Origin of the sequence: Corynebacterium canis (assembly GCF_030408595.1) — a bacterium.
Lineage (GTDB): Bacteria > Actinomycetota > Actinomycetes > Mycobacteriales > Mycobacteriaceae > Corynebacterium > Corynebacterium canis.
Genome location: NZ_CP047080.1, coordinates 924,114 through 937,470, shown reverse-complemented (window position 1 = coordinate 937,470; position 13,357 = coordinate 924,114). Strand labels below are relative to the sequence as shown.

Below are 13,357 nucleotides of genomic sequence, written 5' to 3'. Positions count from 1 at the left end.
ACCAGCGAATTCCCGCTTTTTAGGGTTGCCTAAGCATATTTGCAGCTCGGTGCTTAGTGAGTATGGTGCAAATTGTAGAGCTTTTGCACCCATAACCAGCCACTTTCTCAGTTGAACGGAGCGCCCCGAATGTCCGTCACCACGTCAAGATCATTGCTCTCCGAAGGCAATACCGCCGCCTTAGCGGCCCTGCGCAGCGCCCTGGGTAGCGACGCCGTGTCCACCCGCGAGCTCGATCGCATGGCTCTAGCAGTCGATGCCTCGCATTACCTGCACGCCCCCGATGCGGTCATGCGTGCGAAATCACCTTCGGATGTCGGGGTGGCCATGCGGATCGCCGCCGAGCTGGGTTGGCCACTAACCTTCCGCGGTGGCGGCACCAGCCTCTCGGGGCAGGCGCTATCGGAGGGGCTTACGGTTGATGTGCGCCGCCATTTCCGCGCCATGGAAGTCCTAGATAATGGTAAACGCGTTCGAGTCCAGCCCGGCCTGACGATCGGCCAGGTAAACGCCACACTCGCACGCTATGGTTCGAAACTGGGTCCGGACCCCGCGTCATCGATAGCGTGCACGATCGGCGGGCTAATTGCAAACAACTCTTCCGGTATGACCTGCGGGATTACCGCGAATACCTACCGCACCATCGACTCTATGACCATTGTGCTTCCAAGCGGAACCGTGATCGATACAGCCGATGTAAATGCGGACGAGGTGCTGCGCGCCACCGAACCAAACCTTGTCGAAGTCATCGAACGTCTGCGCGACACCCTGCGTGGCGACAAATATCGCGCCGATATCGAACGCCGCTACGCCATCAAAAACACCATGGGCTACGGCATCAATTCCTTCCTCGACTTTGACACGCCGGCGAAAATCCTCGAGCACCTCATGATCGGTTCCGAAGGCACGCTCGGCTTTGTATCCGAAGCTGTGTTCAATACCGTGACCGTGCCAAAACGCACCGCAACCGGCCTCCTCATGTTCGACTCGCTCGACGCCGCAACCGAAGCGTTACCCGAACTGGTGTACTCCGGCGCCGACGTTGTGGAGCTTATCGACGCCGCGTCCATCCGCGCCATGGGCCACGATGCGGCATCCGTGCTTCCCAAAGGTTTCCGGGTGGACCAACACGCATCCTTGCTCGTGGAATACCAGGCCATGGATGACGAAGGTATCGCCGAACGCATCGCGGCAGGCGAAGCGGCTTTCGAACAATTAGGCGGTTTGTCGACGGCTCCGGAAATGACCAACGAGGCCAGCCGCCGCGCGCAGATGTGGGTGATGCGCAACGGCCTCTACACCAAAATCATGCGCAACCGACCCAAGGGCACCATGGCCCTGTTGGAGGACATCGCCGTGCCCATGGAACAGCTCGGCGGGGTGTGCACCGAGCTGCAAGACCTGTTTATCAAACATGATTACGATGGCGCCGTGATCTTCGGGCACGCCAAGAACGGCAATATCCACTTCTTGGTTACGGAGGATTTCGCGGGGCCGGCATCGTTGAACCGCTATGACGCATTCACCGAAGACATGGTTGAGCTGGTGCTTCGGGAGCAAGGCACGCTTAAGGCGGAACACGGGACCGGCCGGATCATGTCCCCCTTCGTGCGACGCCAATACGGCGACGATCTATATCAAGCAATGGTGGATATCAAAGATGCGTGCGATCCAAAACGGATCCTTAACCCGGGGACCATTATTACGGACGATCCGCAGCTGCACCTCAAGCACATCAAGCCGACCGAGGAGGTCCGCGAGATTATCGACGATTGTGTCGAATGCGGATATTGCGAACCGGTGTGCCCATCGCAGCATTTGACCACCACCCCGCGCCAGCGCATCGTGATCCAACGGGCGATCGCCGCCTGTGAGGCCACCGGCGCCTATGAATTGGCGCAACGCCTCAAGGAACAAGAGGTCTACGATGTCGTGCAAACCTGCGCGGTCGACGGCATGTGCCTGACCGCCTGCCCGGTAAAGATCAATACCGCCGACCTGATCCGCACCAAGCGCCGCGAAACCCAGAAGAAAACCCTGGATAAAGGTTGGAAAGTCGCTGCGGAGCATTGGGGAGCGGTGCTTGGCGCGGCGTCGAAAGGCATGAACATAACGCACGCGTTGCCGACACCACCGCTGCGCGGCGCGCTCGGGCTGGCGCGGAAAATCGCAGGTGAAGACATTGTCCCGACGCTCACGCCGGAGCTGCCCGGCGGCGGCAAATTGCGCAAGCCGATGCCCGCCGCGAACCCTGCGGCCATCTTCCTACCGGCCTGCGTGGGAACCATGTTCGGAAGCGAACACGCATGCGGTCAAGGCGTTGGTAATGCGGTTCGGCAGCTCGCTAACTTCGCAGGCATTACGCTCAGCACACCGGACGGCGTGCAGGAACTATGCTGCGGGACGCCGTGGAAATCCAAGGGTTTAGCGGCGGGCTACGAGGTGATGAAAACCAAGCTCACCGCATGGATTGTCGAACACACTCGCGGTGGGCAGCTTCCGCTGGTGTGCGATAACGTGTCCTGCACCGAAGGCATTATCGTGGCGCTAAAAAACGCCGGAATCGAAAACATTGACGTCATGGACGCCACCGAATGGGTGGCCAAATACGTGGCGCCGATGCTGCCTCCGCTCCCGAAAGCTCGGCGCGCGGCGGTACACCCCACGTGCTCCTCCACGCACCTTGGCGTCAACGATGCACTCATGATGCTCGCCGGGCTGGTTGCGGACGAGGCAATCATCCCCGATGGGTGGCGGTGCTGCGCATTCGCCGGCGACCGCGGGCTGCTGCATGAGGAGCTTACGGCCACCTCCACCCGCGATGAAGCCCGTTCGGTCAAACGTTTGCATGCAGACCTGCACCTTTCCTGCAATCGAACGTGTGAGCTGGGACTGACTCGGGCCACTGGGCAGACTTACACGCACGTTTTGGAGGAGCTGGCGGCGCGAGTGGCAAACGTCGTCACCGCGTAGCCAACACAACAACCACCTCAGCGACGCCGCGCCGCGAGGTGGTTTTTGCTAGAACGCTAGAACGAAAGCTTGCCTTCCGCGCCCGGCGTCACTTGGTTGCAGGGCTTGTCGGCCTCATCACCCTTGGTGTTGCACTTGCCGCCACCGTTGGAGTTGCCGTCCTTCGTGGCGTCGTCCGTGCTCTTCGAGCTGGCACCGCTCGCCTTGTTCCAGGACGGGCGTGCGATAAAGGACGTCCCTTCCCGCAGGTACTCATCGATATCCTGTTCGACCACGCCGCCATCGGAGTCCGCGCTATAGGAATGGATCACCTTATTATCGCCGGCGTAGATAGCCACGTGGAAGATATTGCCAAAGTACGAGCCGGTGTTGGAATCCTTGCCTTCCGGCTTTTGCTCGGACAGGAAGATCAGGTCGCCGCGCTCGTAGTTTTGGTTTCCGTCGTTAAGCCACAGGTCACCGTTGGTGTAGAACCACTTGGCCAGCCGGTTCGACTGCCACAATTCGTTCTCCGAAGCGCGATCACCGTTGCCGCCGAAGTCCATGGACGCCCCGATGCTGGTGTTTTTATCGGACACGTAGGTGGTGTGATCATAGTCCCAACCTTTCAGGATCATGCCCACCAACGAGGAGCAATAGATCGGGTACGGCTTCGACATCTTGTCGTGGATCACATCAGTGGTGGTCAGCGGCGTCACGCCCTGCCCATTCCACTTCAGGTCGCGCCCAGCGGCGACAAAGGTTTGGGCGCGCGAGATGGCGTCGTCCGCCGCGGCCCTGTCCACCTTGGTGCTTGGCGCCGTCGGCAAGTTCGAGGGTACCGCCCACTTGCCGTCGGCCAGCGGCACGGCGATACGCCCGAGCACGCCGTCGGGTTGCTTGTCTTCGATATCGAACTTCATGCCGGCATTGTCACCGGCTTTGACGTGGTCTTTCGTCAGCACCGTCCCGGACAACCCCCGAGCTTTCTTCAGTTCTTGGATATTTTCCAGCTTGGTCACACCGCCGACGTCGGCCGTCGCGGCGCCTCCACCAGCCCCGGTGGCACCACCAGCACCAGCACCGCCGCCGTCTTCAGTGGTGGTTTCAACGACGGTTGTTTCCTCCTTGGTCACTTCCTCCAAGGGGTCGGACGCGGCGGCGACCGGTGCTCCCGCCACGACGGAAGCTGTCAAAAGAAAAGCTGTATATAGGCCAACGACAGGAGAGAAAATCTTCACAGTTCGCGTTCCTTAAAATAGGTTTCCAGCAAAATTCAAATGTGTTTCACATGGCTCATCGGAGCCTTATCCCCAGTTGAGGCCGAAGGTTGCTTTCGGACTCGCCCCAGACCGTATCAGAAGTGCCAACTGTGCGTAACCCCTCCGCGCCGCGAAAATCTCGCCCGCCGTCAACCTTTGCGACGCTTAACCGATGGCCACAAAGCGCCCCTTGGCTCCCTGATATTTATTTATTTTTGCAGCCAGCCCACCCCGCCGTTGCTTATCGACGCCGCTCCCCACACCCCTCGCACAAGGCCCCGACGTTGTGCGTTACGTGCACCCGATCACGTCACACCAATATGAGGGTAGTTGGCGGTCTGTGCGCCCCCGGCGAGGGTCGCCACCTGGACGATCCGCGCCTTAGCGCCTAGGCCAGCCGCTTGAGCACCCCCAATGCCGAGGCGCCGTATCCGCCACCGAACAGAATTGCGTGCACCAGCAGGGGCGGCAATTGGTACCACGGCACCCGCTCACGCCAGCCCGCAGCCAGCGGATATACCTGGTTGTATCCGACAAACACTTCATCCCCGAATCCACCGAACAAAAGCATCATCGCTATGTCCACCTCCCGATGCGCGTAATGCGCCGCCGGGTCGATCAACCAGTTCTTTCCCGATTGATCAACCAATCGGTTCCCTCCCCACAGGTCGCCGTGCACCAGCGCTGGGGGTTCGACCGGACCACATAATTCCTCGGCCCGGCAGCTGACCGCCTCGAACAAAGTCGCGGCGTCGATAGAAATCACCCGCTGGTCGATCGCCCGCCGTAACAATGGCCGCAGGCGCCGCTCCACATAGAACTCGGGCCAGGAATCCGCCGGGGTCAGATCCACCTCAACAGAACCTATGTACCCTGAATCGTCGCCCGCTAAACCGCCGAAAAACGGCTGCGATACCTGATGCAATCGCGCCAAGCCCGTCCCAAACATAACTTCGGAATCCACGGTGCGATGCCCCTCCGCAACCCACTCCAACACCAATCCCCGTTCCGAGGCCGCAAGTACTTCCGGAACCCCCAAATCCGACGGCGCCGTCGCACGTAATGCCCCCAAGCCACGCGCCTCACGCTCGAACATCTGCCTGCTCGGCCGCGGGTGCGTCTTCAGAAAATACGTTCCATCGGGGCCGTCCAGCCGGAACGCTTTGGCGATATCGCCACCACGCACCGGCATCACATCCGAGATTCGCAGCCCCGCGATCAATTCTTCAGGCAATTCTTGGTGCATAGCACCGACGTTAACAAAGCTGCGGCTCGGACCGTGAGAACCGCGGTGCGCCGCGTCACTTGGGGCGGATAATGCCCCACACAGCCAGGATCACAAGGGCACCACCGATGGCGCTGGCCCACGTGCTGAATTCATAAAGCCCCTGGTTAAGGTCTACATTTAGGAAATATGACCCGAGCGCGCCGCCCACGACGGAGCCGATAATGCCCAGCACGATGGTAGCGATGCAGCCGCCGCTTTGGCGGCCGGGCATCAGGGCTTTAGCGATCGAACCTGCGACGAACCCGAGGACTATCCACGCAACTACACTCATCTGGCCGATGCTAACACAGCACACTTGCCAATATCGATAGGTGAGCCAAACTATCTTGTAACGTGCCATTCCGCCGAGGCCCGCCATTCTTCGAGCAATTGAGCGAATGCGCCATCCGCCGCGGCGAGTTCGGCCGGGGTGCCGTATTCAATGACGCGGCCGCCGTCCATGACCACCACGGCGTCGGCAATCTCGAGCGTGGCGGGGCGGTGCGTGACCACGACGGTTGTGTAATCCGTCCGGATCTTGCCAATCGACTCAATAATCGAACGCTCGTTCTGGGAGTCCATGGCAGAGGTGGCTTCATCGACAAGGAGGAAACGGGCGGGTTTCGCCAATGCGCGGGCGATGCCTACGCGCTGCCGCTCCCCGCCGGAAAGCTTGCCACCAAACTCGCCAACGGCGGTGTCCCAGCCATTACGGCTCCGCTCAATCATGGGCGTGAGCTGGGAAATGTCCGCGATGCGCCGAAGGTCATCGTCGCTCAAGCTAGGGTCGATGGCGCGCAAGTTTTCCTTAATACTGCCCTCGCCGAGCACGGTTTGCTGGAACACCACGGTAGCGTTTCCACGCAATTCCCCGGCGCTCGCGGGTTCGGAAATACCATCGAATGTCACCGCGCCGCCACGAAGCGGAATCAGCCCCGCAAGCGCCCTGATCAGCGTGGTTTTGCCGGAACCGGAGCGCCCAACCACCACCGTGACCGTCCCAGGTTTCAGCGTCAGGGTTACATCTTGCAGGCCGATCGTGCCGTCAACATACCTAACGCTTAAATCGCTGGCGATGACCAGCGGCGCGTGCCCGCTCGACCGCGCCACAACGATCGGCTGCGTGTTCGAAACTTCCCGCACCTCGGCGAGCGTGCGGTTGATCCCCAACAAACCGTCGATGGAGCCAGAAACACTGGTCACTTGTTCGATAACGCGGAGGAGCACAATCACCAATGTGGCCGCCGCGACGCCGCCGACTACGCCGTCCTGATACACCAGCCACGCGGACACGCCGTACCCGATCAGCACAATCTGCAGCACGAGGCTAAACAGGAATTGCCCCGGGATTTGCCACAACAGCAGCCGCAGCACCCGCCCGCGGGCAGTCACAGTAGCCTGGTCAACGTATTGTTGCCCGATGGAGACGCTGCGCGCAGTGCGTAGCGAGGGTTGCGCCCACGCGAATTCGAAGAGTCGGCTATCCAGCTCCTCATTCGCGCGTGCGAACTGGCGTTCGGCTCGCTCTTGGATCCGCGCACTCGCCCACAACGCGAGCAACATCAGCACCCCGCCAGCCATCGTGACCATCGAAACTGGAAACGAAACGGCGAGCAACCCCAGCCCCAATGCAAAGGTGAACACAATTGCGGTTATCACCGGCGTGACCATGAGAATAACGCTCGATGTTGCCTCCGTCGCGCCATTCGACATGAGCGTGCGTAACGACGCCGCCTTCTCCGCCGTCAGCCGCGCGTTCGGCCACGCAAGAATCGCCTCTGGCGTGCGGTCATGGATCGTCCGCATCACGTTAAGGCCCAATCGCAAACCATATCGCGCGCTCCACACATCGACACCCCAGGCCGCCACGATCACGGCTAGGAAAACAAATACCCAGAACCCAGCCCCGCTCGGCGCGCCCGCGAACAATTCTTCAAAGAGCGGGAAGAGCGTCAGCACCGCCGCCGCTTGTAGGATCGCGGAAACGACCGTGAGGGTTAGGTACGCCCAAAACGTGCGATTACCACCGGTCACCGCGTGAATATTGGCAAGCATCGAACCTATGCCTCCTTCGAAAATTGTGTCGCAGTGTTCCAGAGCCGTGCATACAGCCCGTCCGCCGCCAGTAATTCTTGGTGCCTACCGGCCTCTGCGACCTTGCCCTCGGCGAGCACAACGATGCGATCGGCCCCTGTTACGGTGTGCAATCTATGTGCGATCATCAGCACGGTTCGCCCGCACAAGAGCCGGTCGAGCCCCTGTCGAATCGCCCATTCGGAATCAGGGTCGGCCGCGGCGGTGGCTTCATCGAGGATCACTATCGGCGTATCCGCCAACAGCGCCCGCGCAATGCCAATCCGCTGCCGCTCCCCACCGGAAAGCCTTGAGGTATCCACGATGGTGTCGTAGCCATCAGGGAGTTGGCGAATCACGTGATCAATGTGCGCCGCCGTTGCCGCCGCAATAATCTCCTCCTCAGAGGCGTCTTTCCTGGTCAAGGCGATATTTTCGCGCACGCTGGCGCGAATAAGTTGAACGTCTTGCAGCAGGATAGTCACCTTGCTATAAAGCTCGTCTTGGCTTAGATCACGCAGGTCTTTGCCGTCGATACTGACCGAACCTTGCACCGGATCCCACAGCCTGGCGAGCAGCGCCGCCACCGTGGATTTCCCGGCACCGGAGGGGCCGACCAACGCGGTCACGGTGCCGCGTTCCAGCGTCAAATTCAGATTCTCCAGCACCCGCTCCCCCGCATTGTAGCCAAACGAAACATCGGAAAAACGCACGTGGCCTGCGGGTACCTTCCTATCAGCGGGCCCAACCAGCCCGGGCGTTCCCAATAGCAAGGCCGTGCCGTCACGGCTTTCCAAGCCCGCCATCAAGGATCCAACACTCGTGGAGATCCCCACCAACTGCCCACCAAAGGAAGTGCCTAGGATCAGGAAGGGAATCAGCTCCGCGACGCTAATCCAGCCAGCGGAAAGGAACAGCCAACCTGCCACGACAAGGATCCCCAGCACGGTCATCGGCCGGTTGATCATCACCGCTTGGATTTTCGCAAGCGCGGTTGCGCGTTGCCAGTTCTCCACATAGTCGCCGATCATGCGCAGCGTATCCGAGAGCCCGACCACCGCCGAAGGGCCGAATACTTGTGCCTGCTCGCGGGTATCAATAAACGTTTGCGCCTGCCCCGACGCAAGTGCCACATAGCGCTGTGACACCACTATCTTTTCCTTGTCCCGTATGGAAATCCCGCCCATAACCACCACAAACACCAAGATCGGCACGAGCAGCACCAAGCCCAACCGCCACTCAACATAAAACAGGTACACCAACGCAACTAGGGGCGTCACAATGGCACCTACAAGATCCAGCACCGCATGTGTGATCAGATAATGCAGGGCGTTCACATCGTCGCTGACCAGCTTTTTCACGTCCCCGGCGCGACGTTGACCAAACCATCCGAGCGGCAATGTGCCGAGCTTAGCCATGATCCGTCGGCGCAAGGCAGCGCCAAATCGGCTGTCATAGAGATGCATCACAAAGAGCAGTACGGCCGAACCGAAGGTGCTCAATCCCAAAATAACCAACGCCAACAGGCCTATATCAATAAACGCCTGCCGCTCCGCCCCGCTGATAAATAGCCGCGCGATTTCGGCGAAAAGTATAAAGGGTATGACCTGCAGCACGGATACCAAGGCTTGCGCGATACCACCACAGATCATCGCCAATTTCGCAGGTTTTAATACGTCCGTTCCCTCAACGGAGACGGTCGTCTCGGGTTCCGCGCTCGCCCTATCTGCGGCCGCTGCCTGATCGGCTTCCTGCAGCACTCGGGACTTCCCCATGGCTCGCCCCCGCGTCCAATACGCATGCGAATGCAATGTCGAACGGTTAAGCCCGAATTCCCGCTGCAATACCGTTTTCGCGTGCCGAGTTGCCAAGGATTCGGCGGTGACCCAAGCATACCATCCGGTCCAATCTTGCCCCGCGATCGCCTGCACCAACGCCTGCCCATCGGGCAATTCCGGCACCCACCGCGCCACGATATTCGATCCGCGCGGCAGCGGCAGTTCCGCATCCCGTTCGTCATGCTGTTCGAGATACACCACTACCTGTGACTCCGCCGGAATCGAACAAGCTAGCGCATAGATGGCCGGATAGGACGCAAGGTCCCCAAGAAAGAGGTAGCCGGTCGGCGCAGGCTCCAAAAGTTTGAACGGTTCTTCGCCGTAGCGCATCGCCGTGATCTGATCCCCCACCTCACATGTGGTGGCCCAATACGAGGCAGGCCCCATCGGGTGATGCACCACAAAGTCGATAGCAAAGGTTCCCTGCTGCGGATCCACATCCGCCAGCGTGTACCCGCGTTGGTATTGTTTCGAACCCCCGTCCGGATCCGGAAACCATGCCCGAACCCAGTTTCCAGGCGCCTCCCCCTCGCGATGCAGCAAGGTATCCGATCGCATACGCACTCGAACAAAATGCTCCGCCCGATACTCCCGCCCGATCACCGTGAGCAAGTGCTCTTTCGCGCCAAGTGTTTTTAGCACGGCCCCTTCAACGCCTTTGCCCATACCAGTGCACACACCCTTCATATCAGCAAACCTGGGACACCTCAGCCACAAGATTCACGCGCATGGCGACAACAACCCAGCACATCGCAACTTAGGTAACCCTGACCAAGGTTTAGTGAACCGACCTTAACACGAGCGCGCCGACATGGAAACCCAATTTTCCACGCCCCACCCCCAACCAAGCACTTCCGCTCCCGCAGCCCCGGCCTCCCTAGAACCTCGTGCATGTCCCAGGCTCGCGGAACATACATTAGCAAACTCTTGACCACCTATAAGTCATTTGGTTACGCTAGTCGTATCGACAGTCGGTCGAGACTCGCACCGTCAACCCAACAACCACGGGATACCAAATGACAACCACGCCACGCATAGCAAAGACCGCGCCGGAGCGTCGCACGGAAATCCTCGATGCCGCCGAAAAACTCTTCACAACCCAAGGCGTCGAAGCGACCTCAATAGAACACATACTCAATGAAGTGGGCATCGCCAGGGGCACGTTGTACTACCACTTCAAATCGAAACACGATATCCTGCGCGCCCTGGTAACACGCACCACAAATCGGATGATTAGCCGCGCGGAAGCCATCGCCCAGCAACCGGCACCCGCCCCGCAAAAGTTCTTAGCCGTCATGAGCGCCGCGCGGGCAAACGAGCAGGAACTCGAACTGGCAGAACGGCTGCACACCAACGGCAACGCCGAATTTCATGTGCTGTCCATCGTGGAAGCGGTCACAAAGTTCACCCCAATGCTCACCGAGATCGTGGAGCAGGGCATCGCGGAAGGCACCTTCCACACCGAACACCCGCGCGAAGCGGTCGAGATTCTCCTGACCGCCGCCGGCATGCTTCTTGATGGCGGCATTTTTATTGGCCAAGACGCGGAACTCCCCCGCCGCACCGCCGGCCTCGTCCACGCCGCGGAAATCCTCCTGGGCTGCGAGCCGGGCTCGTTCGCCCCGATCATAGAGGCGAACTCATGAATAACTTCGGGTTACTGGCACGGCTACTCAAATCCGATCTCGCGCGCGGCTTCGCGGTGGCGGCCACGCTCGCAGCGCTGATAGCGTTGGCGGCCACACTAATGTCCGCCAGCACCTCCCTGATCGTAGACACCACCACCGCAACAAACAGGCTTTCGGAACGCGCAAAGATCCCGGACCTGATCCAAATGCATTCGGGCACCGCTGACGTGTCCGCCATCGAAGGGTGGATCGCTGGCCGCGATGACATCACCGACCACGAAATCATCGAAACCCTGCCCATTCCGCGCCAAGGGCTCACGATCGCGGGCGTCAACCAAGCGGATTCCTACCACGAACCTGCGTTCGTCACCTCCCCGGAGCATATCGACCTCCTCCTCGACGATCACGGCGATCCGGCGCACCCCAACCCGGGCGAGGTTGCGCTGCCGATCCACTACTCCGCGGTGGGCGCGGCCAAGGTTGGCGATACCATCACCTTCGACACCGGCACATGGAAAAAGGAACTAAAGGTCACCGGCTTTATTCGCGACGCTCAAATGAACGCCGCCATGGTTCCCTCGAAGCGTTTGGTTGTTCACCCGCAAGATTTCGCGGACTTCGCCGACCATATCGAGGATCGCGAATACTTGATCGAATTCGCGCTCGCGGAGTCGACCCGCCCGGGCACCGTGCTCAATGCGTATAAGGCCGCAGGCCTGCCCGCTACCGGCGTGAGTATCGATTCCTCCATGCTCCGCCTTATGAACTCCATAAGCACCATGCTGATCGCCGCCGTCGCGCTCCTCGTGGCGTTCGTGCTCATGATCGTAGCCATGCTCGCCCTGCGATACACCGTGCTGGCCGCCATCGAGGTAGACCTAGCGCGCATCGCCGTGCTCAAGGCCATCGGCGCCCCGCAACGCCAAATTCGAGGCCTCTACCTGGTGAAATACCTAGTGCTGGCGGCCTTCGGCTGCATCATCGGTTACCTCGCAGGCTACCCATTGTCCGCGGCCTTGGGGGCCCCGACGTTGCTCTATCTTGGCACGCCGCCGACCACCACGCTCGGCATTTTGGCACCGATCCTCGCCGTGCTGGCATTGGCCGCCGCGATTATCGGATTTACCTGGGTGGCGCTTGGCCGGGTGGGCCGCATCTCCGCGATCGAGGCATTGCGCACCGGCACCAGCGGCTCCTTCCGCAAGCGCCGCAACCGTTGGCATCTTACATCTGTTCGACGCCTGCCGGTGCCGCAGTGGATGGGCATTCGCGAGGCATTGCGCCCATCGAACGCATTATTGCTTGGGGTGTTGGCGTTGTGCACGTTTACGATGGTCCTGCCCACAAACGTTGCTACCACGTTGGACGATCCGCGCATCGGCACCTACCTCGGCTCCGGCCAGGCGGATTTACGTATCGACGTCCGCGCGGGCGTGCAAGACTTAGCCTCCGTCGCCGAAGTAATCGACGCTGACCAGCGCATTTCAAAGCACGCCACGGTATTGCGTCGCGATTACAAGATGGAAACAACGAGCGGCGAATGGGAGTCCGTGCTTATCGATATCGGCGACCACCAAGCGTTTCCCATGCAATACCTCACGGGCAGCGCCCCCCTCGCCGAGGACGAAATCGCACTCTCCTACAGCCAGTCGGCAGCCACTGGAGCGAACGTTGGTTCGACCGTCAAGGTAAGGACCAAGGACGGCGATACCCCATTCCAGGTCACCGGCGTGTACCAAGACATCACCAACAACGGGCTGACGGCGAAGGCAACGTTTGACGACGGCGCGCCCGCACTGTGGCAGATCATCTACGCCGATGTGCAAAACAAGGACCTGGAGGCCGCGGTCTCCGAGGATCTGCGCGCACAATTGCCAGGCGTGCAGGTCACCGGAGCTAGCGAGTATGCCTCCCAATTCTTTGGGGCGACGAGTTCGCAAATCCGTATCATTGCGCTCCTAGCCTGCGGCATCGCATTAAGTCTTGCCTTCCTGATCACGATGCTCTTTACCGTCCTCGTGCTCTCGCGGGAACGGCAACAGATCGGCATCCTTAAAGCCCTCGGCAGCTCGGACCGTTCCGTCGCGGGCCAGTATTTCACCCGGTTCGGGATCCTTACCCTGCTAGGGCTTGCCTTTGGGTTGCTGCTCGCCACCACCGTGGGCGAAGGTGCCATTGGCGTGATCCTCGGATCGCGGGGCGCGCCGAACGTGGAGCTGCTTGCGAACTTTGCGCTGGTGGGCGTCGTAATCCCTGGTGCGCTATTGGCCACCATCGCGGGGGCGGTCGCATTGGCCGTCCGACGCGTCCGCAGCATCACCCTTGCCTAGAAAGATG

Annotated in this window: 7 protein-coding genes and 2 pseudogenes; 3 read left to right on the top strand and 6 right to left on the bottom strand. The window is 60.4% G+C overall.

Annotated elements, in window-relative coordinates; all coding sequences use genetic code 11:
- Positions 1-129: 129 nt before the first annotated feature.
- Positions 130-2,973 (top strand): FAD-binding and (Fe-S)-binding domain-containing protein, encoded by a 2,844-nt coding sequence (locus tag CCANI_RS04135; RefSeq protein ID WP_146325205.1) that lies wholly within the window; start codon positions 130-132, stop codon positions 2,971-2,973.
- Between the two features lie 56 nt (positions 2,974-3,029).
- Here CCANI_RS04135 and CCANI_RS04130 read toward each other — a convergent pair whose 3' ends face one another.
- The 6 genes and pseudogenes from CCANI_RS04130 to CCANI_RS13605 form a co-directional block, all read right to left on the bottom strand.
- On the bottom strand, positions 3,030-4,148 hold the full coding sequence (locus CCANI_RS04130; protein WP_146325203.1) for an NlpC/P60 family protein: 1,119 nt from the start codon (positions 4,146-4,148) through the stop codon (positions 3,030-3,032).
- A 454-nt stretch (positions 4,149-4,602) separates the two neighbouring features.
- The gene (locus tag CCANI_RS04125) at positions 4,603-5,460 is read right to left on the bottom strand and encodes a fructosamine kinase family protein (RefSeq protein ID WP_146325201.1); all 858 of its coding nucleotides are present in this window, start codon (positions 5,458-5,460) and stop codon (positions 4,603-4,605) included.
- A 55-nt stretch (positions 5,461-5,515) separates the two neighbouring features.
- Positions 5,516-5,773 carry a GlsB/YeaQ/YmgE family stress response membrane protein gene (locus CCANI_RS04120; protein WP_146325199.1) on the bottom strand — a complete coding sequence of 86 codons (258 nt, stop codon included), beginning with the start codon at positions 5,771-5,773 and terminating at the stop codon, positions 5,516-5,518.
- A gap of 50 nt (positions 5,774-5,823) precedes the next feature.
- A complete protein-coding gene (locus tag CCANI_RS04115) occupies positions 5,824-7,536 on the bottom strand; it encodes an ABC transporter ATP-binding protein (RefSeq protein ID WP_146325197.1) in 1,713 nt (570 codons plus the stop codon).
- Positions 7,537-7,541: 5 nt separating this feature from the next.
- Positions 7,542-8,207 (bottom strand): annotated as a pseudogene (locus CCANI_RS13610) (ABC transporter ATP-binding protein); the annotation flags it as partial.
- Positions 8,208-8,750: 543 nt separating this feature from the next.
- Positions 8,751-9,950 (bottom strand): annotated as a pseudogene (locus CCANI_RS13605) (siderophore-interacting protein); the annotation flags it as partial.
- Positions 9,951-10,408: 458 nt separating this feature from the next.
- Here CCANI_RS13605 and CCANI_RS04105 point away from each other — a divergent pair.
- Positions 10,409-11,038, top strand: a complete 630-nt coding sequence (locus CCANI_RS04105; RefSeq protein ID WP_146325193.1) for a TetR/AcrR family transcriptional regulator — start codon at positions 10,409-10,411, stop codon at positions 11,036-11,038.
- The gene (locus CCANI_RS04100; protein ID WP_146325191.1) at positions 11,035-13,350 is read left to right on the top strand and encodes an ABC transporter permease; all 2,316 of its coding nucleotides are present in this window, start codon (positions 11,035-11,037) and stop codon (positions 13,348-13,350) included. Before CCANI_RS04105 ends, CCANI_RS04100 begins: the two co-directional genes overlap by 4 nt.
- Positions 13,351-13,357 lie beyond the last annotated feature (7 nt).